This is a genomic window from Alteromonas sp. MB-3u-76, from assembly GCF_002831605.1.
Lineage (GTDB): Bacteria > Pseudomonadota > Gammaproteobacteria > Enterobacterales > Alteromonadaceae > Alteromonas > Alteromonas hispanica.
The window spans coordinates 1,110,638-1,134,977 of record NZ_CP025115.1 but is presented as its reverse complement, the minus strand read 5'-3'; the positions used below and the strand labels follow the sequence as shown (position 1 = coordinate 1,134,977).

Here is a 24,340-nt window from a genome sequence, read left to right as displayed (position 1 = left end):
TAGGGCGTTGAGCTTACAAGAACTCTTCGCCACCTCCGCCACCAAGCATAATTTCACCAGAATCAGAAAGTCGGCGGGCCACAGAAAGTATTTCTTTTTGTGCCACTTCCACTTCTGATATCCGCACAGGCCCGAGAGCTTCAAGGTCGTCGTTGAGCATTTCGGCAGCACGCTTGGACATATTGCGCATAATTTTCTCTTTAAGCTCTTCATCAGCACCTTTAATTGACTTAAGAAGCGCATCTTGTTGAACTTCACGAAGAATAGCTTGAATACCTTTATCATCCACATCAATAAGATTGTCAAACACGAACATAAGATCTTGAATTTGCTGACTCATTTCTTCATCTTGTTCGCGAATTGCATCCATCAACTGACCTTCAATAGAGGTATCTAAGTAGTTCATGATGTTCGCTGCAGACTTCAGGCCGCCCATTTTCGCTGCTTGCGTTCCGGCTTGTCCCGCGAACTGTTTCTCCATGATTTCGTTAAGCTCTTGCAATGCTGCTGGCTGCACTTCTTCAAGGTTTGCTATGCGCATGAGTAAGTCTAAGCGTACTTTTTCTGGGAACTGGGCGAGTATTTCTGCACTTTGCTCTGGCTCTAGGTAAGACAGTACGATTGTCTGTATCTGTGGATGCTCGTTTCTGATAATGCTAGCAACCTGTTTGGAATCCATCCACTTGAGCGAGTCGAGACCTTTCGCTCCGCTTCCCATAAGGATTTGATCGATAAGATTGGCGGCTTTATCCTCGCCAAGAGCGGCAGTAAGTGCTCGCTTAACGAAATCTTGGCTTTGAAAACCAATGGTACTGTAGTTCTGAATTTCTTCGATGAAATGCTTGTGCACCGCTGTGATCTTGGTTTGCGTCATGTCATCGACTTTAGCCATTTCGGTGCCTAACTTTTGCACTTGCTTCGGCTCTAAGTGCTTAAGTATTTGCGCAGCGTCCTCTTCCGACAAGCTCAAAAGCAATATTGCAGCTTTTTCAACGCCTTCTAGTTTACTAACGTCGTAAGATTGTTCTTCAACATTGGCAAGTTCTTCAGCCATAATAATTTCTCACTACTCGTCTTGCATCAACCAGCCCTTTACAACTTGGGCTGACAATTCTGGTTCGTTCGCAACTAGGGCACGCACGGCTTTTAATACATCTTCATCTTTGTGTAAGTCAGGTAACATTAACGAGCCATCGGCGGCAAACCCAACTTGACCTTCATCAAAATCGGTGGATAGCATACTAATGGTATCGTCACCTAAATCTAAGCCTTCGTCCGCATCAAAATCTTCAACCTCTTTGGTCTCGTCTGGATTAATTAGACGGCGCAACATGGGGCGAATGACAAAGATAATTAATACAATTATAACCAATCCACCGACGACAAGCTTGAGAATAGGTAAAAAGCCTGGCTGCTCCCACAATGGCACATCTTCAACTTCCCCGGTGTCCATGCGCATAAAGGGCACGCTAACAACTTCTAGAGAGTCTCCGCGAGTGACATCAAAGCCCACACCACCTTGCAAGAGGCGGCGAATATTCAAAATTTCTTCCTGCTTACGTGGCGCAGGAACCATAGTGCCGTCCTCGCCTGCTACTTGCGTGTAATCGACAGCAACAGAGACGCTTAACCTACGAATAACGCCAGACTGCTTTTTAGTGTGGCTGATAGTGGTATCAAGTTCATAGTTTCGTGTTGACTCTTTTGCCGTTCTGCCCGGCATTGTTTGTTGAGCTGCGCCGCCTGTAGCGTTCTCAGGAATATTTGAGTCTAACGGTGGCTGATTTGACAGTGCGCCTGGAATACCACCAACACCGCCGCCAACGCTGTTTTCTTCTACAATCATTTCACTGCGAACTGCTGGCAAGTCTGGGTTGTAGCTGCGCTGTGTTTGCTCCATAGCGGTGAAATCCATTGAAACATCTGCTTGGGCAGTGTAATTACCAATTCCTAGTACAGGAATAAGAATGGCATCAATCTTTTCTAAATACTCTTGCTCTCGTTGGCGTTCAATTTCGTATTCTTTACGCGCTCTTGCACTTAATGAATCTTGTGAGCCTGAGTTAAGTAAACGACCATTGCTATCTGTAACTGTGACTTTTGATGGATCTAAATTTTGTACCGCAGACGCAACAATATCGACAACGGCATCCACCTCTTCACCGGTTATCACAGAGCCCCGTTTAGCAGTAAGAACCACGGTTGCAGAGGCTTTTTTCTCCCTGCGAGCAAAAACATTTTCTTTTGGCATCGCAAGCAATACACGTACTTTTTGAATGCTTGCCATATCTTGAATTGTGGAGGCTATTTGCTGTTCGCGGGCATGTTTTAGTCTTTCCATTTCAACCCGCTGACTGACACCAAACCCCATATCTTGCATGATAATGTCGGTACCAGTTTCGGTAGGGTTATTTAAGCCTTGGCGTGTCATTCCAAGTTTGATGTTTTGAAATTCGTCGGCTCTCACGTAAATGGTGTTACCTTCAAGCTTGTATTCAATTTGATTTGCATCCATGTAATCAAGAGTTTCAATCAGCTCCTGAGTTTCCATTTTTGCAAGAGGACGATAATCCGCTTCTTGTGACCAGATTAGAATAAAGATAGCAATGGCCACACAGATAACTAACACAACAACCAGCGCCATCTGGCGCATCATGTCTGCGCTACCCAGTGTATCCATAAAGCCAGATTTATTTTCCGGCTCGCTGTCCATTCCAACGCCCTGATCTGGAACAGATAAATTTGTGCCTGTAGCCTCAGCCATAACCTACTCCACCTAAACCGGCATATTCATTATTGTTTTGTATGCTTCAAGCACTTTATTACGCACCTGAACCGTTGCCTCAAAGGCAATACCTGATCTCTCTTTCGCCAGCATAACTTCAGCAAGACTCAGGTTAGGATCGCCCATTTCGAACCTTTGCGTCATATTCTTTGATTCTAGCTGCATGCTATTTACGCCATCTACTGCATTTTTTAGCATGGTAGAAAATTCGCTTGCCGATGTATTGACTTCGTTAGTTGGTTGCAGCTCGTTTACTGGAAGACGAGTTTGCCCAATCATATTTTGCATTTCTTGATACAAACTGTTGGCTTTAACGTCCATAACCACTCCTAAGAATCAGTGCGTTGCGACAACTTTTGGTCACATGTTCATTATATAAGGAAGGTTTTGCAAAGGGCTTGCCAACTTGTAAAAACAAATAAAATCATACAGTTGCAAAGAATAAGAGCAGAGAGCCAAAATAATGGCGGCTGAGAGTGATAGGTGCAGTTTCTGAAGACAACAAAAAACCGTCATCAAAAAGTTATGTTGATGACGGTTAGTGTACCTAAATTGTTAAGCCGATATGACGGTGGCTTTTGAGTAAATAATCTTTCTAACGTTAGGCTGGCACCCTAATGTTATGCTGGGACCTCGATGCCGTCGTCGCGCATACGAGCAAGCTTATAACGAAGTGTCCTTGGGCTAATTCCTAACTTTTCTGCTACATCTTTTCGTTTGCCGTTGCAGGAAGCTAGCGTATCCAAAATTATCTGGTGCTCTTGGTAGCGCAACTCTGAGCCGAGGTGGCTATCCTCATTTTGCTCAATAGCACTATTCGTGTCCGTTGACAGTGCTTCGCTTTCATCAATCATCAAATCACTTGAATCAATTTCACCGTTCTCGCACAAAATAAGCGCTCGTTGTACAACATTTTCAAGCTCACGTACGTTTCCAGGCCATTGATATTGAGACAACTTGCTTCGCCCTGCTGCACTCAACCTTATGTTACCCAGTCCTTGCTGACTTGCATGGCGCTGAATGAGGTGCTCAGCAAGTGGCACGATATCGCCTGGACGCTGCGCTAGCGGACGCCATTCAATAGGAAACACGTTAAGTCGATAGTATAAATCTTCTCTGAATTCACCATTATCAACCGCTTTACGTAAATCTCGGTTACTCGTTGCAATAACTCGCACATTCAGTTTTACTGTTTTTCGACCGCCCAATCGCTCTACCTCTCGCTCTTGCAATACCCGTAGCAGCTTGGCCTGCAGAGCTAAATCCATTTCTGTGATTTCATCGAGAAGTAATGTGCCGTCTTGCGCTTGTTCGAATTTTCCAGGACAGGCTTGTACAGCGCCGGTAAATGCACCTTTTTCATAACCGAACAAGGTTGCTTCAAGCATATTTTCAGGAATAGCGGCACAGTTAATAGCGACAAAAGGCGACTCACTTCGATTTGACTGATCGTGTATGTAGCGTGATATCACCTCTTTTCCTGAGCCACTAGGGCCAAGTACCATAACAGTGGCCTCTGATTTTGCTACCTTACGAGATAGCTCAAGAAGCTTGATACTAGAGGGATCTGCAACAATTGGTGTACGCGACTCTATTTTTTGTGCAGGTGCATAACGCCCCACTAAATTCAGCAACACTTCCGGTGCAAAAGGTTTCGATAGGTAATCTGTCGCGCCATCTCTCATGGCCTGCACCGCATCATCTATTGTGGCGTAGGCTGTCATTAGTAGCACTGGCATACTTGGATACTTCGCCTTAATACTCTTTAGCAGAGTAAGACCGCTCATTTCACCCATTTGAATATCACTCACCACCAAGTCTACTTTTCTAGCGGAAAGGATCATAAGTGCAGACTCCGCACAATCGGCATCTATGACGTCGTAATCGCCAAGCAATAGCGTATCGAGGAGCGCTTCGCGAAGACCTGCGTCATCTTCAACAATTAAAATAGTAGTTTTAGACATTGGAGTTCTCCCGTTTTATTACGCGACATTCGTCATCACAGTACTTTTTCTTCCAAGCTCAGTATTATCTGATAACTTATCGCCCGATGAAGGCTGGCAGGGCAAGCTTATGCTGAAACACGCGCCCCCATTTTCCGCATCGCTAATATGTATTGAGCCATCGTGTGCATTTACCACTGACTTAACAACAGCTAACCCCAAACCTGTTCCGTGAGTCTTGGTTGTGAAAAACGGCTCAAATATTTTCGACTTTATCGCATTGGGCACGCCTTCCCCTCTATCGATGACCTCTATCACCAAAGCATCATTAATCTGATTCGCTTGAACGATAATCTCAAACCCTTTCGGTGTTACCTGGCTGGCGTTGTGGATAAGGTTCAATATTGCACCTTGGAGAGCCGTTAAGTTTCCGGTTAAGGTTAATGGAGTGTCGAAACCTTCAAATGACAATGCTTGCTGTTCTTGTGTCGCCATGGCAGTGGCACTTGGCTCAATGGCGTTAAATAATTCAGAAAGAGAAATTTGACTAACTACTTGCTGCTCGCCTGATTTGGCAAAGAGCAGCATATCGTTCACTTGGCTTTCAAGATCTTTAAGGCGGTCGGTAAGTTTATGGGCAAATTGCTGAGAAGCACTCTCTGGTAAGTTTTTTCTCTTGAGGTTAGATGCATACAGAACCGCAGCCGACAAAGGTGTACGTATTTGATGCGCTAAAGAAGCTACCATTTTACCTAATGAGGATAGTCGCTGCATATGACTTACACGCGCTTGAAGTTCACGAGTCTCAGTAAGATCGGTGATAACAATTAGCTGGCCCGGCTCGTTCTCAAGTGGAGTAATAGATAGCTTTACCCTTCGCCCATCAGCAAGTGATACTTCATGGCCATCATCTGCTCGTGGCTTAAAAGAGCGCGTAATAATACTCCGCCACACCTCTTCTTCGAGAGGCTCACCGAGTAACGCTTTAGCCTGATCGTTGGCTTGGCGGACAATACCTTTACCGTCTAGAACAATAACGCCTGCTGGCATCACCTGTAAAAGATGCTCGAGGCGGCTAGCTTGCAATCGTAAAGAGGTTAACTCTTCTGAAGAAGAGAGCTTATTATTGGGTGCGCTGTAATCAGTTGATGTGAATGTATGCTCTCGCTTGTTTTTCACACCGTGAAAAACAAAGCTTGAAGCCGCGTATTCGGATATTGATTGTGAGCTGTCGTAAGCCATATTACCCTCGTCAAAATGCAGACGTTAACGAAATATGAACTTACTAAAGCAGAAGACGTGCCACTTTTATTTTTCTATAAATTTCAAAATGATAGGAGAGAAAAAACGGGAGTTTGAGAAACGTCAAATAGATGACGTTACGCTTCTTCCGTGCGCTGGATATCGTATTTCCGCATTTTTTCTACTAGTGTGGTTCTGCGCATCCCTAATTTATCTGCAGCCCTTGCGACAACCCAATCTTGACTTTCTAACGCTTGTTTTATCAGCGTTACCTCAAGCTCAGACAAATATTCTTTCAGGTTAACCCCCTCTTCAGGCAATGTAGACGACACCACACTCTCTGAAGGTGTCTCTTGAGACGCTGTTTGAGACGCTTCTTCCTCTAATCTTTCCTGTGCAGCAGACTCGGCAAATAAATCATTAAATGCTTCTCGCTCAAGAATTTCTTCCGGATAATCCGGTTCGTAGGCTGCCGTATCGCCATATTGATATTTCGGCGGAAGATCGCTGACATCCACAATCTGACCAGGGTACAAAATAGTAAGGCGTTCAACCAAGTTAGATAACTCACGCACATTACCCGCCCACTCGTGTTCCATCAAAGACGATATAGCTCTTTCTGTAAAGCGAACCCCATCAACTCCATCGCCCTTTATTCGACTGTTGATCTCTTGCAGCAAAAGCGGAATATCGTCTTTTCGCTGGCGAAGAGCTGGGCTGTCTATTGGAAAAACATTAAGGCGATAATATAAATCTTCACGAAATTTGTCTTCGCTGATCATCGTTTCTAAATTGCGGTGTGTAGCAGCAACGATACGAACATTACACTTGATAGGCTTGTTCCCGCCCACTCGCTCAAAGGTTTTCTCCTGCAGAACCCGAAGTAACTTTACCTGCATTTGAAGCGGCATGTCGCCTATTTCGTCAAGAAACAGGGTGCCGCCTTCGGCCAATTCAAAGCGCCCCTTCCGAGCACTGATGGCTCCAGTGAAAGCGCCTTTTTCATGACCGAACAATTCACTTTCTAAAAGCTCTCCCGGAATAGCACCACAGTTAACGGGTATAAACGGGCCGTCTTTACGTTCAGAGAAGAAATGAACGTTTCGCGCAACCACTTCTTTACCAGTGCCTGACTCACCAAGGATTAGCACTGTGGCGTCGGTGGGTGCAACCTGCTCCACCAAACGGCGCACAATTTGTATTTGGTCGCTTTTACCCACAAGACTTCTAAACAAGCGTGTTTTTGTACCTGCTGTTCTTGATAAGTTAGGTTTACGGCTTGAATACTCTTGGCAGCGGTGGATAGCTTGAGTAAGAACGGGATAAGTGAGTGGCGTACTTAACACGCTCACCATATTGCAGTTAACGTTGGCCTGCCCTTCATTTTGAACCAGCGCAACAAAAGGTATGTGAGGAAAATTTTCAACTAATTGTGAGACAGTGGTTTCACACGCATACTCGATGAGTACAGCGTCTGCGCCGGATTTAGAAAGATACTCATGACAATCACTGAGTCCTCGTGATAAACACGATTCTCCCATGAAGGTCACTATAGTTTCTAAATTTTGAATAAGTTCCTGATTATCACTAACCAGCAATATGTCCTTCATCTATTCCCCAATGACGCTTTGTTATTATTTATAGTGTAGCGCATAAGCAAATTGTAACGGTAAAAGATAACTCTGCAACCAATGTTTGCGGAAATATAGCAATAAAAAAAGCAGGTTACCCTGCTTCTTTTGGTTAATTTGTAGAAAATATCGCTGTTGGCGATACTTAAAATGCAGCATCAAATGCAACGTTGATTAATTAAGTAACGCCAGTACCTGACCTTCCTGCTGATTAGCTTGGGCTTGAACAGCTAGAGCAGCTTGCGACTGCACATCGTTCGATGCACGCTGCGAGGAAGCCTGTGCAAAATCAAGATCTTGTATTCTGCTGCGCGCTTCAGCGGTGTTAACATTAGCTTGTGTTAGCGTTCTCGCTGCGCTTTCAAAACGATTTTGCGTAGCACCGAGCTCCCCTCTTGCGCCACCAATTATTTCAAGCGCAGAATCGGCTGCCGATAAAGCATCATTTATGCTCGTGCCCGACGTAATATCGATATTGAGCACACCACCTAGTTGCGCAGCAATATCTTGAGTTTGCACACTGATAGATTGTTCGGAATTTGCACCAGCCTGAAAATTTAACGAACCGTTATCAGATAACAGAGGCTTGCCAGCGAAATTTGTCTGCTCGATGGTTTGCGATATATTTTCTTGAAGCTGAGTAATTTCAGACTGGATAGAACGGCGATCACCTGCGCTTAAAATGCCATTACCTGACTGAATCGTGAGTTCGCGTATTCTGTCGACATCGGAATTGATGCTACCTAAACCACCCTCTGCCACCTGCGCAACTGAGATACCGTCATACACATTATTAACAGCTTGGCGGTTACCTTCAACTTCGGAGGTTAAACGGTCGATGATTTGCTGTGCAGACGCGTCGTCCAGCGCATTGTTGACTTTTTTACCAGAGGCGAGCTTCTCGAAAAGGTTGTTTTGCTTTTCTTGAATTTGCCCAATTAGCGATGATGGGCCGCTGTTATCTATTTGCATAATTCTGCCTATCAGAAAAATCTTAGTTTGAGTATAGCACAATACTGCTCAACATCTAACCAACCACTTCTTATAAGCATTACCAATTGGTATTAAAATTCAGTGCATTATATGTAGCGTTATACTAAAGAATGTAATCTTGGTGAGAAACGAAAATCATAAACAAAGCTAAGGGGTAGGCTCTGCCCTACTTTGGATAGTCTTTTTACGAACATGTGAGCTAGCTAAAGTATAAAAATACGTGTGAATTTCACATAAAAACTAATGGTTTATGGCATTACCGCCGACACATGATATATTTATTTCATAATCATAAAGTAGCGGCAGATTTATGTTTGATGGGAAATCAATACTGATAACTGGTGGGACGGGGTCTTTTGGCCACAAATATACAGAGATTCTGTTAGCTAAATACACACCAAAGCGTTTAATTATATATTCTCGTGACGAACTAAAACAGTTCGAAATGCAGCAAAAGTTTAATGCTAACTGCATGCGTTATTTCATTGGCGATGTTCGTGACAAAGACAGACTAACGCGCGCAATGCAGGGCGTGGACTTTGTCATTCACGCGGCAGCCATGAAACAAGTTCCAGCAGCAGAATATAATCCGACTGAGTGTATACGTACCAATATTAATGGTGCCGAAAATGTAATTAACGCAGCAATTGACAATGGCGTAGAAAAAGTCATAGCACTTTCAACAGACAAAGCGGCAAACCCGGTGAATTTATATGGTGCAACAAAGCTTGCATCAGACAAGTTATTTGTTGCGGCAAACAACATGGTGGGTACTGAGAAACCTCGATTCTCTGTGGTGCGATATGGAAACGTTGTCGGATCTCGAGGTTCGGTTGTCCCCTTTTTCAAGAAGCTTATTAAAGATGGTACAGACCATATCCCTGTTACACACCAAGAGATGACTCGGTTTTGGATAACTCTTCAACAGGGTGTTGATTTTGTACTTAAGAATTTTGAACGAATGCTGGGTGGAGAAATATTTGTTCCAAAAATACCGTCCATTAAAATCGTAGATCTCGCAAAAGCGATGGCACCACATTTGCCAATACACATTGTGGGCATTCGACCGGGTGAAAAGCTTCATGAAATGATGTGCCCTGGTGATATGGCCTTCCACACATTTGAATACGAGGATCACTTCGTTATAGCGCCTGCCATAAAATTTTTCCATCGAAGTAACGATTTTACGAAAAATGCTATTGCCGAAATAGGCAAACCAGTCGACGAAGGATTTGAGTATGTATCAGATACTAACTCTGACTTTCTTTCTGTTGAAGACATCGCACTGCTTAATAAGGAGACACAAAGTGATTCCATATGGTCGCCAACACATTGATGACGATGATATTTCCTCTGTAATAAAAACACTGAGCTCAGACTGGCTCACACAAGGTCCAAAGGTGCCCTTGTTTGAACAAGCTCTCGCTGCCTACTGCTCGGTTCAGCATGGCGTTGCTGTTAATAGCGCGACCTCTGCACTTCATCTAGCTTGTTTAGTACTTGGCATTAACGAAAACGATACTGTTTGGACATCCCCTAACTCTTTTGTCGCATCGGCAAACTGCGCTCGTTATTGTGGTGCGACTGTAGACTTTGTAGACATAGATATTGCAACAGGGAATATGTGTACCATTGCGCTTGAAGAAAAACTAAAACTTTCACAGGAAATGGACTGTTTGCCAAAAGCTATCATTCCGGTTCACTTCGCGGGGCAGTCTTGCGATATGGAAAAAATTGCTGAACTAGCAAGGCAATATAATTTTAAAGTCATCGAAGACGCTTCCCATGCTGTTGGCGCAAAATATAAGGGAAAGCCGGTAGGCAGCTGTGAGTTTTCGGATATCTGTGTTTTTAGCTTTCATCCAGTTAAAATAATAACCACTTTAGAAGGTGGAATGGCGATGACAAACAACATTGATTTCGCAAATTCGATGCGTTTACTCAGAAGTCACGGAGTAACTAACGACCCAAGTCAGATGCAGGGTGACTCTCACGGTATGTGGTATTATCAACAGATTGAGTTAGGCTTCAATTATAGAATGAATGATGTTGAAGCCGCACTAGGGCTAAGTCAACTCATTAAACTTAATGACTTTATCACTCAGCGACAGTGCATTGCCAAGCGTTATCAAGATTTACTGAAAGATTCAATAGATGTAGTCCCCCTTTCAATCTCACCAGATAATTACAGTAGTTTTCATCTTTTCGTGGTCAAAGTAGACGTAGCGACGAGCGAAGATAAACGCCATTTGGTATCACTAATGCGCCAAAGTGGTATCTTTGCCCACGTACACTACATTCCTATACACATGCAACCCTACTATCAAAAATTGGGCTTTAGTCAAGGTGACTTTCCTCAAGCAGAATGCTATTACAACCAAGCTATCACGTTACCTATTTTTCCGTCATTAACAATGACTAGTCTTGATGCTATCATTCAAACTTTGAAGAGGCACCTTCGAACAATAAAGGGAGCAAATAGCTAGGGCATTGAGCTTTGATGTACGAACTTTCCGTAAACTTTGATGACCTCGCAGAATTTCATCTTTGGCTGAACCAAAGCCCCCCACATGGCTAACCTATACCAAAGCCAGACGTTAACAAACGATTTGTTTTTTATAGTAAGCTTTGACGACAAACTCAACGTTAGAGCAGAGGAATTGATGCAGAACTACTATTACAAACATGACTTATTGATACTACACGTTGCTTTTCATAAAAGCCAAGTTTCTTTCCCAAGCGTTCTAAAATCATTTTATTTGTTTGATGAGGAATACAAAAATCTGATTGCTTGCTATCCCAATGCAACGAATTTTGGCATTCGATAATACTTCGCGGTATCTCTGAGTGTAGGAGCGAACACTTGAATCCCATCCATAACCCCTTGCCTCTGAAGCAGGTAGCCTTGCTGCACTTTATAGCGATTCTGATAATGTCGCCAGTGCACTCTTACTGTTTGAGACTGCCATTGCGGTTTTCTTCAACAGCATTGTCATGACATTTTCCGTTGCGACTCATACTGCCCACAAAGCCGTGTCCGTTGGGTAATCGGCGTTAAGACTCGCTGGCATATTGGGTTCCATGTCAGAGTGCACAAGCAATCCCTCTGGTGTCTTATGTTGCCATATTGCCATAGTCACCACATCGCAGACCAACTTGGCTTTCATTCTCGAACCCAAGCTCCAGCCAACTACACGGAGGCAGATTAAATCAATAACAACAGCCAAATACAACCAGCCTTCTTGTGTTCAGATATAGGTAATATCCTGCACGTAACCTTGGTTTGGTGCGCACACATCAAATTGTCGGCAAAACACATTGTCAAACACAGGCTTTCTATGATTATTGTTGGTCGTCACTTTGTATTTCTTCTTGTAGCGAATCTGTATATCTGCGTCTTTCTTTAATCGCCTGACATATCGTTTGCAGACATGATAACCTGCGAGCTTCATAGTTTTTTTCATTCTGCGGCTGCCGTAGCTGTATTCTATCTCTTCGGCGATTTTACGCATCCACTCAGTTATCTCTATATGCTTAACATCATCTGGCTTTAGCTGATACTGCACTTTCAGGTAACGGTAACATCCGTCACAATTTACGCTTAATAGTCGACACATTAAATCGAATGGGTAGGTCTTCTTTCTGCAATAAACGCGTACCTTACTTCGTTTCTTTGGCCGAGAAGGTCGCTTCCTTTAAGATGCGTTTCCCCATATCAATCTGTTTGACCTAGTTTTTGAGCTTTCTAATCTCTGCCTCCTCGTGAATCAGCTTGCCATTGTCTCTAAACAAATGACCATCATCATAGGCTTTATATTCCTTTACCCAGCGCCCTAGCAATTGGCTACTGATATCTAACATCTTAGACGCACTGGTGCCGGTATGGCCTTGGTCCAACACTAAACTGCCAGCATATAATTCAAATTCTTTGGTGTACTTTTTTCTTTCAGGCATTTACTCTCTTCAAGAGAAGGGTAATTATATCTTGGTCTGGGCAAATCAATTAGACCAAGTCGATGTTTTACTCAAGGATATTGTACAAATGCCGAAAACTATTTTAAGGGAGCAATTACTCTTCCGCTGCATCAGTCTTTAACTGCTGAACAACAGCAGAGTGTAATAGCTGCATTAGCGAGTTAAATTAAAGAAGTAACAGAACAGAATGTCATTACATCAAAAATGTAAATTTGTGTCAGAAGTTTCAAGTAATCATCATCAAGATATTGAACGATGTTACGACTTCATTGAAGCCTCGGCACGTATAGGGTGCGATGCTGTAAAATTTCAGCTGTTTAAAATAGATAAGCTTTTTGCTGCAGAAATTCTTAAAAAAAGTGAGACACACAGAGCGAGAAAACAGTGGGAATTGCCAGAAAGCCATATTTCACTGTTAAGCGCACACTGTAAAAAACATGGCATTGAATTCTCTTGTACACCCTTTTACCTTGAAGCTGTAGATGTTCTTGCTCCACATGTAGATTTTTTCAAAATAGCATCGTATGAACTATTGTGGGATGAATTGCTTATAGCTTGTGCAAAAACAGGCTTACCAGTAGTTATTTCTACAGGTATGGCGACAGAACTAGAAGTAAGGCATGCTGTTGATGTATTAAAAAGTAAGGGATGTACTCCTACAGTGCTTCATTGTATATCCTCTTACCCTACCCCCCAAAATGAATGTAACCTAGCCACTATTGGTTACTTAAGAGAATTGCTCGACTGCCCTGTAGGATGGTCGGATCACAGCCGAAGTCCAGAGGTAATTCGACGAGCAATAACACACTGGCAATCGTCATTTGTTGAATTCCATATCGACCTTGATGGCAAAGGTGGAGAATATAGCGCTGGACACTGCTGGCTCCCCGAAGAAATGCAACCTATCATTGAAGAGTTTTCAAAAATTAAAGAGATGGATGGAGAGCCCGGAATTTACATTTCCCCCAGTGAAGACCCCGACAGATTGTGGCGGGCTGACCCCAGCGACGGCCTGAGACCTTTCAAAGAAATACGCAGTAAATTTTGATTGACATGTGTTTAGCTTCCTAGTGAGTTATTGAACCAAAGGCTCGTCAAAAATAATTTAAGATTTAACGGTCAATATAATCCATTGATTTTAAAATTTAAATAGAGATAACAATGAAAACACATCAACAATTAGCCGATATTGCGCAGACTGTCAGAAAGTTGACCGTAGCAGCAATTTACAACGCAGAGTCAGGCCATCCAGGCGGCGCATTGTCTTGCTCAGACCTATTAACTTACTGTTTCAATAACATACTAGACATAACCCCAAACAATGCCACAGAATTAACTAGAGATAGATTTGTTTTATCAAAAGGGCATGCAGCACCTTCTCTATATGCTATCGCAGCTACGCAAGAATTAATGACTCCCGAAGAAGCGCTTTCACTGCGTAAATTGGGCTCAGTTGCACAAGGGCACCCGGATAAGTTAAGTATGAATTGGCTAGACGCCTCTACTGGTTCACTAGGGCAAGGTTTTGCTAATGCTCTAGGCATGGCGATGAGTTATCAGTATCAAAGTCTTGGTGCCAAGGTAGTCACTTTACTTGGGGATGGAGAACTACAAGAAGGACAAGTTTGGGAAACAGCAATGTGCGCGGCGCATTTCAAGCTAGGAAATCTAACTGCAATTATTGACTATAACAAACTCCAATCTGATGACTTAAATAAAAACATTATGGGCCTGGAACCGCTCAAACAGAAATTTGAAGCCTTTGGTTGGCACGTGATGGAAATTGACGGGCACAGTTTTTTGGAAATTGAAAATGCCTTTAACGAAGCACAAAACGAAACTTCAAAACCCAGCGTGATTATAGCCCACACAATTAAAGGAAAAGGTGTCAGTTATATGGAAGAGGCCCCAACTTGGCATGGCAGTGTGAGAATGACGAGGCAAGATACTATCTCGGCTTTAACGCAATTAGGTATGTCTGAAACTGCAGTAGAAGCTTGGTTGTCAGAATCAGTTCAAAGAGTAAACTAAATATGAGCAATCCCCCTTCATTAATTGGCAAGCAAGGTGACTCTTTGCGTGAAGCATTTGGCAAAGCTTTAGTTGACGTTGCTTACGATAGGCCAGAAGTTGTTTTACTAGATGCAGATATTGCCGGAGGTACCGGGGCACACCATTTTAGAACGGCCTTTCCAGATAGGTTTTTTCAATTCGGTATCGCGGAACAGAACATGATGTCGGCTTCAGCGGGTATGGCCCAGACGGGCTTAATACCGATTGTAACCACATTTGCGGTGTTTTGCCTAAGAGCTATAGAACAATGTCGCCTTTCTATCGCTTACCAAAACCAAAACGTAAAAATTGTTGCCAGCCACCCTGGTCTAGACACGGGACCAGATGGAGCTTCAGCGCAATGCTTAGAAGATTTAGCTTCATTTCGTGCAATTCCCAATATGACAGTAATATCACCCTGTGACCCAAAGGAAATGGCACTAGCAACAAAAGCTATACTGGCACATGAAGGTCCTGTATATATGCGTACTGGACGCTCTCCATCCCCCACCATATTACCGAAAGATACTACTTTTAAAATAGGTAGAGCGACCGTATTAAAGCCGGGCAGCGATGTGACAATTATCGCTACCGGAGTAATGGTGGCAAGAGCTCTGGATGCTGCAGAAAAGTTAACAGAACAGGGGGTAAAAGCGAAAGTCGTTAACATGTCTACCATAAAGCCTATTGATAGTGACACTATAATTAAAAGTGCGATAGATACCGGTGCAATTGTTACAGCAGAAGACCATAACGTTATTGGTGGGTTAGGTAGCGCTGTTGCCGAAGTCCTAGTTCAAAACACTTTTTGCCCAGTTGAATTTGTAGGTGTAAAAGATACTTTTGGTGAATCTGGAGAACCTGATGAGTTAGCCACAGCCTACCAAATTGATGCAATTTCCATTGTCGAAGCGACACAAAAAGTATTGAAAAGGAAAGTTGAATAATATGGCAAATCTAGATGAGAAAATTGCCTTGGTTACAGGCGCTTCAAGCGGTGTTGGTAAGGTTGTAGCGAAGCACTTGGCTAGTCAAGGCTATTGTGTGGCTGTCGGATATACACACAATGAGAATAATGCGCGAGCTGTGGTTAAGGAAATAAAAACCATAGCAAACAATACTGGATTAGCAATTCACATAGACTACAGCAATTTATCGTCAATTAAACAAGCAATCTCATCCGTAGAGCGACATTTTGATGGTAGTATTTCTTTACTTATCAATAACGGAGCCATCGCACAGGAAAAAGATTACTTAACCATCACTGAAGATGATTTTAATCGCATGATGTCTACCAATCTGGCCGGCCCTTTTTTCACTTGCCAGCAAGTTATTCCAGCGATGCTAAAAAATCAGTATGGAAAAATCATTAATATTTCATCAATAGGTGGACAGTGGGGTGGCGTAAACCAGCTTCACTATGCAGCAGCGAAAGCTGGGCTTATCAACTTAACCAAATCACTTGCTAAGCTTTACTCGGCTAAGGGTATTAGCTCTCACTGTATTGCTATTGGCTTAGTTGAAACAGAAATGTCAAAACGAGAGTTGGCAACTGAAGCTGGAAAACAAAAAGTCGCAGGCATTCCCTCTGGTCGCTTAGCAACAAAAGAAGAAATTGCAGAAACAATTTCGTTTTTAGTTTCTGACAATGCTAACTATTTATCAGGTCAAACACTCAATATGAACGGCGGCATGCTTTTTAATTAAGGGAGTACTATGGGTAACCTACAATCATTAATCGAAAGCACTACAACATGGCAAACCCCGGAAGACATTCTGGCCGAATATGACACTTTCGCCGTTTTTGGTACTGGTGGTTGTGGACTCGAAGTAACTAAAGTACTGACTCAATATGGTAAAAAAATCTCTTTCTACATTGATAATGACATTAATAAACACGACACTAACTTTCTGGACAGACCAGTATTGAGCATTGAACAGGCGGCAGAAAAATCAATATTTACACTTATTGCAAGTTATCGGGCAAGAGATATAGCGGCCCAATTGTCTGAGTATAAAATGGCATATGCAGATTTTAGCTTTTGTGTTGACTGGGATCGCTGGAAAGATCATTTTAATCCCAGAGTATTTGATGCAAAATCAGCTTTAGCCACTGGCTTGAAATTCTTTAGCGACGAAGATTTAACTATGTACCTATCATGCATTCGCTATCGCCAAACTTTGAACCCTCTTGACCTACAAGCAAATAATATAGAACACTATCATCACCCGAGAGTAAGCCCAGAAGCAAAAGATGTATTTATTGACGGTGGTTCATGGCAAGGTGATACGCTAGAATTACTTAAACAGAATATAGGCGATATCGACGTACACTGTTTTGAGCCAGACAGTGAAAATTACGATATTTTATCGGCGTTAATTGACCAGAAAGAATATTCTCAAGCAACGGCAAATATGTTGGCACTTTGGAGTAAGAAACACACGCTTAAGTTTATAGCCTCGACCGACACAGTTCATACAATGCAAGCAAGAGTAATGGATGAAAGCGACGCCGTAAGCGAAGTATTAGTGCCAGCAGATTCATTAGATAATTACGTAGCGAGTAAAAGTATAATACCAAGCTTTTTTAAACTAGACATCGAAGGCGCTGAGCTAGAGGCAATTGAAGGTGCAAGGGAAACGTTAACTCACAATAAGCCTAAAATCGCTCTAAGTGCTTACCACGAACCAAATGACATATGGCAGATCCCTGAGTTGGTTAATGAGATAAATCCTTTCTATCAATTTTATTTTTGCCATCACTCACAACACCTCTTTGATTCAGTCGTATATGGCCGATAAGGACTTATTTGTGGAAAGAAAATGTTTTCTGTGTCAAAGCGAATTAGAAAAAATATACAATCACCAATGGGTTTTACCAGGGATAGCGACCTCTACAATTGGATTTAGTGTATGCCCTAGCTGTGGTTCAGTGTCACAAAGTCCATCTGTTAGTTTTGACGACATGATGGCTTACTATGAAACCGTTGCGGTATACACTAACCCAGGCAGGGAAGAGCTTCCAAGCGCAGCTAAGGTCCGTGATCTTGATGAACAAATCAACTTTATCAAACGCGGAATTGGTAAATTGCCAGACAAAGTTCTACAGATAGGTAGCTCTGATGGCTACACTTTGTCTAGATTTAGAGCGGCAGGAGTAAAAAGGGTACTTGGTGTTGAGCCAAGTATTGCTTCTGTAGATATTGCCAAACGTTTGTATGACGTTGAGTCTATCAGAACAACTGCAGAAAATTTCGATACAAAAGAAGAGTTTAGTTTAATATTAATGACTCATGTATTGGAGCACTTCTATGCACCGCAAGAAGTGCTAAAAAAATGCTTCTCACTGCAAGAAAAACTAGACGATGGTTATATTTATATAGAAGTACCATTGTTGACGCATGAGGATAGCATGTGCCCAGGTTTCTTCTCTTTCGAACATATCAACTATTATACTAAAGGTAATTTAACCCGCTCTTTAGAAGAGGTTGGTTACTACCCTATTTCAGTTATTGAGCACTACCAGAGTAATCTATCACCCGTTATCGGCATTTTGGCAAGCAACAATAAGCCTAGGCATTACCTTGCTGATAATAATGAATATCAAGAAAACAAACGCATTTTAGCGAGTTATCGGAAGAAAGAAATCGAACAATGGCAATCAAAGCTCGATGTTATCCAACCTACCTTAGAGTCTGCAGAACGTTTAATTCTCTGGGGAGCGGGTATTCACACGACTCAACTTTTAGCCAATACCAATTTATTAAAAAGTAAGGCAGTAAATGATATTGTAGATTCCTCCAAATTAAAATGGGGCATCAAACAAGGCGATTGGGTATGTAAAAATCCAAATCATATAGACTGGCAAGAAGGCGACGCAGTGATCATTTCATCCTATGCCTCAGAACAAGAGATCTTTGATTCTTTGCAATGGTTGCGAGACAAAGGAGTTAAAACGTTAAGATTACACAATATTGTTGATTCAAAGGCACATTAATGAATAAAACACTTGCTGTTATTGGTGCCGGTGTTGAAGCAGTACACGGTATTCTTACTGCGAAAGAAATGGGACTCAATCTTGTAGTTATTGATGGGAACCCGCAAGCTCCTGGTTTTGAATACGCTGATATAAAGTTAGTCATAAGTACTTATGATGCAAATAAAATAACTAGTGCATTGACTGAAGTAAACTCGTTAACACCTATCGATGGTGTAATCGCAATGTGTGCAGATGTACCACTTTCTGTGGCAACCGCTGCCCAAGCCCTAGATTTACCTGGCTTAACTCCTGCTGATGCCCAAGCATTAGCAGATAAATACCTTATGAAAGAAAAGCTGTCTGCTGCTAATATTGCTATCCCCAAATACTTCGCTTTAACAAAAGAAGCTGAATTACCAACTATTGCAAGTAAACTAGGCTTTCCTTTTGTAATAAAGCCCGTTGACAGTCGCGGCGCTCGAGGCGTTCAGCTTATCGACAATGAGAGTCAGTTCAAAGAGAGCTTTCAATTAGCATTAGATGAATCTACCTCTGGTGTAGTAATCGCCGAAGAGTACATATCTGGCCCTCAAATTAGTACCGAAACATTAATTGAAAATGGTCGTTGTTATACTATCGGGTTTTCAGATAGAAATTACGAATGGTTAGAACAAACTAGACCATTTATGATTGAGAATGGTGGAGATGCACCTAGCTTTCTTAACGACGAAGAGCAGCAACAAATCTGCGAACTAGCGGAAAAAGCCTCGATAGCGCTCGGTATCTCTCATGGAACTTCAAAGGGAGATATGATTCTGTCCCCACAAGGCCCCAAAGTCATCGAAATAGCTGGAAGGCTTTCAGGCGGTTTCTTTGCTACTCATCAAATACCGCTTAGCACAGGAGTTAACTTTATTCGTTCTGCGATTAAACTTGCCTTAAACGTGCCATTGGAAAAAAGCGATTATGAAGTCGAACACCGTAGACCTGTTGCCATTCGATATTTAACAAGCCCCCCTGGCAAGATTTCCACAATTAGCGGTGTTGAAGCCGCTAAAAATTTGTCCGGTATAGTCGAAATTGATATTCAAGTTAACCCTGGACAACAAGTTTCGCCACTTGCAAATCATACAACACGACTAGGGTATGCCATAGCAACTGGAGAAAATAAGCAAAGTGCAATTGATAACGCAAATGGCGCACTTGCCAGCCTGATTATTAGCTATGAATAATACGAGAGTTGCCTATAACATTTTTCACTGCAATTTAGCCTTCTCTTCTATTGAAGAAGAGGCACATATACATGTTATAGAGAAATGCTATTGGCCATTACTTAAGTTAGCTGAGAAATACCCTATTGCCATAGAGGTAACGGCTTATACTCTTGAAAGAATCATTAATTTAGATAGCGAATGGGTTGAAACTTTTGCACAACTTATTAAGTCAGGAGATTGCGAACTAGTAGGCAGTGGTGATACGCAAATTATCGGGCCGTTAGCACCAGAAAAAATTAATTATTGGAACCAAAAGCTAGGTATTGAATGCTATCGAAAATTGCTGAATGTAACCCCTAAAGTTGCTTACATAAATGAACAATCCGTTTCTTCAAGCTTGCTTGATACGTACATAGATGCAGGATATGAAGCTGTCTTTATTGAATGGGACAATTTATATAGCCACAATGCTGATTGGTCTAAAACATTGTTCAATACTCCACAGCGTCTGCTGGCAGCTTCAGGAAGAAGCATCAATGTACTTTGGAATTGGAGTGTTGGCTTTCAGAAACTCCAGCGGCTATGCCATGGGCAACTTCATATTGACTCTTACTTGCAGTTTATTCAAAGTACGATCGCCAATGGCCTAACAGCAGTCCCTGTTTATGGAAATGATGCGGAAGTATTCGACTACAGGCCAGGGCGCTTTCAAGAAGAGTCTTTAGTTGCGTCTGGTGAATGGGATACTCTCGAAAAGGCATTTGAAAAAGTAAAACAATTTGCCAAGTGGCAATTACCTTCAGAAGTTGTTCTATCCCATAATTCAAACCAAACATTGTCAGCATTCAATGCTATGCTTCCAGTTGCTGTAAAAAAGCAGCAAAAATATAACCTAACTAGATGGTGCCTTAGTGGAAGAAACGATTTACTGTTAAATACCCTGTGTTTCAGTATGTATAAGCAGTTAATAGGTAATAATGTCGACAAACAGGCATGGCAATCTTTGTGTCGCCTGTGGGCTAGTGACTACCGTACTCATTTGACTGAGAAGAAGTACAAAAAAATAGAACCGCTTTTATTTGACTTTCACCAGCAATTGATAGCCCAAGAAAAATACCTGCCTAAGTTTGGCCCTGCAAGCGAAAATTTACCCTATATTGAACAACACCATCATGACGTTATCATTGATTATGGCGGTATTTGTTTAGTCATCAATATCATGCGTGGTGGTGCGATAAAGTCTCTCAGGTTTAACGGGCAACCAGCACTTATTGGTACAATTGAGCACGGTGATTTAGATCATATTGCCCTGGCTGCTGACTTCTATTCGAATCATTTTGTTGCTGAGTTAGTCACTGAAAGACGCAGAATAACAGACCTCAATAAGGCAAACGTTACATATCACCTTCGCAATGACGAACTTATAGTGCAGTGTAAAGTACCTATTGGAGAAGACGTTCTTATTAAAAGCTATAGGCTAACTAGCTGTGGCCAGCTGTTTTGTGGATTTAAATTCAATAACTATATTCGCCCACTGGGAAGTATTAGACTGGGTTATTTAACGCTATTGAACAATTGCGAATCTGTTTATTACGCTTGCCACAATGGCAACCATGTACTTGAGCCTTTTGAATTGAAGCAACCGTTACATCAAGGACAAGCTGTATCTGCTTTGATTTCGTCTTTAGGTTGTTTAGGCGCCACCGAAGGTGAGTTCCATTTTGGCAATGAAAAACAGCGTATCAAAATATCGTGGGATCCAGGTAAATGTGCAGCAATCCCAATGATACAAAGACAAGTGTACCAAGAAGAGCAGTTAAACCGGATGTGGTTTTCATTGGTTGAACTAGATGAAACTCTGAAAGAAAACGGTAAACTGCCAAATTTTGAATTCTGTGTGGAGCCGATATGCTAGATGCGGAACTATTAATTGTTATAGGCGCAAGATTAAACTCTAGTAGGTTACCCAAAAAGCATTTATTAAATCTTGCAGGCAAAACACTAATACAACGCCTAGTTGATAGGCTATCCCATATCAAAGTGCCGCATAACATTGTTATAGCAACTACAAATGATGATTATAATCAGGCACTAGTGGAACTTGCCAACCAGATAAATGTTAATTGTTTAGCGTATCCTGGCAGTGTCGATGATTTAGTTGGCAGAATAGATACAGTAGTGAAAAGTACTAATTCAAAATACGTTGCCTATATTTGTGGAGATTGCCCCTTAGTTGAACCAACACTTATAGAAAAACTATTCCTTTCACTAAAAGCCGACTCTTCAGCCAACTTTAGCGCACTAAAAGATAGTCGCAAGTCGATACATGAAGGTATAGCTGTATATAGCCATAAAGGTTGGCAACATCTAGTTGATATGTGCAACGAAGCAGCAGATAGGGAGCATGTAGGCTTATCCCTTAAAAAAAGTCCCGATCTATCAACACAAACGGCCTATGTAGAGGAAGATGAAATCTATTTTACATGTGACCATAGGATATCAGTCGATACACAAGCTGACTATCAATTCATGTCTGCCGTTTATGAACGATGGTACGCTGAAAATGATGACTCTAGTATTGTACCGCTTAGTTGGGTTATCAAAACCCTAACTAGCGACGTATCACTCAAGTCTATCAATCAACTCGTTGTGCAAAAATCAGCCGACAAAGAATATCAAAAAATCGTAATCATTACGGAAACTGGTACTGATAAAGGTTTAGGACAACTATCAAGGTGCCTAAACTTGAGCCAATATCTTCAAGAAAATCATGGTTTAGGGACGAAGCTATTAATTCTTGCCGATGGTGTACCGGTGAATAGATTAGCGCTCGTCAATCATAAGGTTTTCAACACTGAAGCGAGTTTACTCAATTACCTTGCCACTCAAAAGAACAAAACTCTTTTGTTTGACTTGTTTCCATCAAGACTAATCATTCAAAAAAAATGGCAAGAGCATCTCAAAAAATTATCTGAAACCAACAAATATATATTGGGCATTGACCGTTGTGCGGAATGGCAATCGTTATTTGACCATATCTGGATACCAAGCTTTTATTGCAATCGCATAAGCATCGACAACATCAGTTATGGCTGGAATCATTACATGGTTAAGCCGGTAGAGCGAAAACCAATCGCAAATCGCCTCCTAATCTTAACAGGCGGCTCTGATGCTTTGGGCTATGGTAGCTGGTTACCTAAGTGGCTAGATACACATTTACCTTCAGAAGTTCAACCAACTTGGGTTCAGGGCCCATATTCATCGCCACCAAAATTACCAGAGCACGAAAATCTTAGTTGGAAAGTTTCAACGCAATCAGATTGCTTACATCAGCACTTATCTGAAGCTACTTGGGTAATGACTGTTTACGGTGTCACTTTATTCGAAGCACTCGCCAGTAATATTCCATCGATTGTATTACCGAGTATCCCGATTATAACACAGGAAGAGTATGACGCCTTCCAACAGCAGAATGTTGCGGTATGCTTAGACGATAATTTTAATGAAGAAACGGCAAATACATTGAGTGCTGCATTTGTCAATTTAATTGAAACTAACGATAAGCGTGAAGAACTAGCTTTAAAAGTTCGCAGTGGCCTAGAGAACATATGTTCATCTATTGCAGATTTTATTAATTGAGGTGTTTGAATTACTTTTAATTAAATTACAGTGCCTATTGGATAGACGATTATTCATCTATACAAATTAAGCCCATATCACAAGGTTTCTTCATATGAATAGAGCATTTTTACTAGTGGGCAATGCATACCCCTTTAACATGTGGAAGGTTTGATTTAGGGCAGAATATATACCCATTACACTTCAAGATGCATGCTTTAACACCTGAAAATTTTCGTTGCTCCTAGTGATTAACGAATAAGCAATATTGGGCAGCGTCATTATAAAAAAGTTTTCTATTGAATTCCTAAACGAATTTGCCTAGCAAAATAACGATCACTACTGGCGTTTTCATTCATAATCTTCCATAACCTCTCTATTGGATTCGAGCTGTAACAAACGCGGCCTGCTGTTCTTAATCTGAATCGAACTTATACGGCACGCCTTTAGACTGTTCGCAGCAAAATCCATGCTAGTGAAGCCTCTTATTTAAACCCGATATCGAGTACTGAATATTATAGGTCTGTTTGATATACGCCACTACCTGATAGCTGTACTGATAGGTATGCTCACTTAAATGCACATCAACTCATCCGTTTGCACACCATTAAGATACGATTATGAGCCGCCATTCTCTGGCTTGACTTTGTTCAATTCCTGATAGTCTTTGAAGTGCTGACAAACTGTGGTTTCGTAGATAAGCAAGGCATCTTCAATTCCGAGGGACGACCAACCGTTACTGGCATAAACCACGGACTTGATACGATCACATACTCGACTATCTAGCGTCGCAGAATGTTGCGCAAGCAACTCTTGCTTCTCTACAAAGGTCAATGTCATATTCAGGACACTAGCTCGCTCCTCTATTCACAAAAAATCAAGCGTCTTCATTGAACAAGGATATATAT

The 24,340-nt window shown here is 41.9% G+C and carries 23 protein-coding genes; 11 read left to right on the top strand and 12 right to left on the bottom strand.

All coding sequences use genetic code 11. The features are described from left to right. Window positions 1–13: 13 nt before the first annotated feature. From fliG to CW735_RS05075, 7 genes are all read right to left on the bottom strand, one after another. On the bottom strand, window positions 14–1,054 hold the full coding sequence (fliG, locus tag CW735_RS05105) for a flagellar motor switch protein FliG (protein ID WP_071979662.1): 1,041 nt from the start codon (window positions 1,052–1,054) through the stop codon (window positions 14–16). 12 nt (window positions 1,055–1,066) lie between these two features. Continuing rightward, window positions 1,067–2,764, bottom strand: coding sequence for a flagellar basal-body MS-ring/collar protein FliF (gene fliF / locus CW735_RS05100; RefSeq protein ID WP_100971218.1), 1,698 nt, complete (start codon window positions 2,762–2,764; stop codon window positions 1,067–1,069). Between the two features lie 12 nt (window positions 2,765–2,776). Next, on the bottom strand, window positions 2,777–3,106 hold the full coding sequence (gene fliE, locus CW735_RS05095) for a flagellar hook-basal body complex protein FliE (RefSeq protein ID WP_100971216.1): 330 nt from the start codon (window positions 3,104–3,106) through the stop codon (window positions 2,777–2,779). A 299-nt stretch (window positions 3,107–3,405) separates the two neighbouring features. After that, the gene (locus CW735_RS05090) at window positions 3,406–4,749 is read right to left on the bottom strand and encodes a sigma-54-dependent transcriptional regulator (protein ID WP_100971214.1); all 1,344 of its coding nucleotides are present in this window, start codon (window positions 4,747–4,749) and stop codon (window positions 3,406–3,408) included. 18 nt (window positions 4,750–4,767) lie between these two features. After that, the gene (locus CW735_RS05085; protein ID WP_100971212.1) at window positions 4,768–5,970 is read right to left on the bottom strand and encodes a sensor histidine kinase; all 1,203 of its coding nucleotides are present in this window, start codon (window positions 5,968–5,970) and stop codon (window positions 4,768–4,770) included. Window positions 5,971–6,107: 137 nt separating this feature from the next. Next, on the bottom strand, window positions 6,108–7,580 hold the full coding sequence (locus CW735_RS05080) for a sigma-54 dependent transcriptional regulator (RefSeq protein WP_100971210.1): 1,473 nt from the start codon (window positions 7,578–7,580) through the stop codon (window positions 6,108–6,110). Between the two features lie 195 nt (window positions 7,581–7,775). Next, on the bottom strand, window positions 7,776–8,573 hold the full coding sequence (locus CW735_RS05075; RefSeq protein WP_100971208.1) for a flagellin: 798 nt from the start codon (window positions 8,571–8,573) through the stop codon (window positions 7,776–7,778). A gap of 331 nt (window positions 8,574–8,904) precedes the next feature. Between CW735_RS05075 and pseB the strand changes: the two genes are divergently transcribed. Together pseB and pseC are read left to right on the top strand one after the other, a co-directional pair. Further along, window positions 8,905–9,930 carry a UDP-N-acetylglucosamine 4,6-dehydratase (inverting) gene (gene pseB / locus CW735_RS05070; RefSeq protein ID WP_100971206.1) on the top strand — a complete coding sequence of 342 codons (1,026 nt, stop codon included), beginning with the start codon at window positions 8,905–8,907 and terminating at the stop codon, window positions 9,928–9,930. Then, window positions 9,902–11,080, top strand: coding sequence for a UDP-4-amino-4,6-dideoxy-N-acetyl-beta-L-altrosamine transaminase (pseC, locus tag CW735_RS05065; RefSeq protein ID WP_100971204.1), 1,179 nt, complete (start codon window positions 9,902–9,904; stop codon window positions 11,078–11,080). Before pseB ends, pseC begins: the two co-directional genes overlap by 29 nt. A 160-nt stretch (window positions 11,081–11,240) precedes the next feature. On the opposite strand, the gene CW735_RS20105 is transcribed toward pseC, so the two are convergent. From CW735_RS20105 to CW735_RS05050, 4 genes are all read right to left on the bottom strand, one after another. Further along, a complete protein-coding gene (locus CW735_RS20105; protein WP_442857503.1) occupies window positions 11,241–11,348 on the bottom strand; it encodes a hypothetical protein in 108 nt (35 codons plus the stop codon). Window positions 11,349–11,608: 260 nt separating this feature from the next. After that, on the bottom strand, window positions 11,609–11,821 hold the full coding sequence (locus CW735_RS19520) for a hypothetical protein (RefSeq protein ID WP_157812650.1): 213 nt from the start codon (window positions 11,819–11,821) through the stop codon (window positions 11,609–11,611). Window positions 11,822–11,842: 21 nt separating this feature from the next. Then, on the bottom strand, window positions 11,843–12,211 hold the full coding sequence (locus CW735_RS05055) for an IS3 family transposase (protein WP_157812649.1): 369 nt from the start codon (window positions 12,209–12,211) through the stop codon (window positions 11,843–11,845). Between the two features lie 112 nt (window positions 12,212–12,323). Next, window positions 12,324–12,548 (bottom strand): transposase, encoded by a 225-nt coding sequence (locus CW735_RS05050; RefSeq protein WP_100971198.1) that lies wholly within the window; start codon window positions 12,546–12,548, stop codon window positions 12,324–12,326. Between the two features lie 235 nt (window positions 12,549–12,783). On the opposite strand from CW735_RS05050, the gene CW735_RS05045 reads away from it, so the two are divergent. The 9 genes from CW735_RS05045 to CW735_RS05005 all read left to right on the top strand — a co-directional run bounded on the left by CW735_RS05045 (window position 12,784) and on the right by CW735_RS05005 (window position 23,453). After that, window positions 12,784–13,617 (top strand): N-acetylneuraminate synthase family protein, encoded by an 834-nt coding sequence (locus CW735_RS05045; protein ID WP_232368366.1) that lies wholly within the window; start codon window positions 12,784–12,786, stop codon window positions 13,615–13,617. A gap of 113 nt (window positions 13,618–13,730) precedes the next feature. Then, window positions 13,731–14,600: a transketolase gene (locus CW735_RS05040; RefSeq protein ID WP_100971194.1), complete on the top strand. Its 870-nt coding sequence runs from the start codon at window positions 13,731–13,733 to the stop codon at window positions 14,598–14,600. Window positions 14,601–14,602: 2 nt separating this feature from the next. After that, entirely contained in the window at window positions 14,603–15,568 is a 966-nt protein-coding gene (locus tag CW735_RS05035) for a transketolase family protein (protein WP_100971192.1), read from the top strand. A gap of 1 nt (window position 15,569) precedes the next feature. Further along, the gene (locus CW735_RS05030) at window positions 15,570–16,328 is read left to right on the top strand and encodes an SDR family oxidoreductase (protein ID WP_100971190.1); all 759 of its coding nucleotides are present in this window, start codon (window positions 15,570–15,572) and stop codon (window positions 16,326–16,328) included. Window positions 16,329–16,337: 9 nt separating this feature from the next. Further along, a complete protein-coding gene (locus CW735_RS05025) occupies window positions 16,338–17,423 on the top strand; it encodes an FkbM family methyltransferase (RefSeq protein WP_100971188.1) in 1,086 nt (361 codons plus the stop codon). A gap of 10 nt (window positions 17,424–17,433) precedes the next feature. Then, window positions 17,434–18,618, top strand: a complete 1,185-nt coding sequence (locus CW735_RS05020) for a class I SAM-dependent methyltransferase (RefSeq protein WP_100971186.1) — start codon at window positions 17,434–17,436, stop codon at window positions 18,616–18,618. Next, window positions 18,618–19,832 (top strand): ATP-grasp domain-containing protein, encoded by a 1,215-nt coding sequence (locus tag CW735_RS05015; protein ID WP_100971183.1) that lies wholly within the window; start codon window positions 18,618–18,620, stop codon window positions 19,830–19,832. Before CW735_RS05020 ends, CW735_RS05015 begins: the two co-directional genes overlap by 1 nt. Continuing rightward, window positions 19,825–21,729 (top strand): glycoside hydrolase, encoded by a 1,905-nt coding sequence (locus tag CW735_RS05010; RefSeq protein WP_100971181.1) that lies wholly within the window; start codon window positions 19,825–19,827, stop codon window positions 21,727–21,729. Before CW735_RS05015 ends, CW735_RS05010 begins: the two co-directional genes overlap by 8 nt. Further along, entirely contained in the window at window positions 21,723–23,453 is a 1,731-nt protein-coding gene (locus tag CW735_RS05005) for a cytidylyltransferase domain-containing protein (protein ID WP_100971179.1), read from the top strand. Before CW735_RS05010 ends, CW735_RS05005 begins: the two co-directional genes overlap by 7 nt. Before the next feature lie 597 nt (window positions 23,454–24,050). On the opposite strand, the gene CW735_RS20100 is transcribed toward CW735_RS05005, so the two are convergent. After that, a complete protein-coding gene (locus CW735_RS20100) occupies window positions 24,051–24,272 on the bottom strand; it encodes a hypothetical protein (protein WP_442857495.1) in 222 nt (73 codons plus the stop codon). Between the last annotated feature and the right edge of the window lie 68 nt (window positions 24,273–24,340).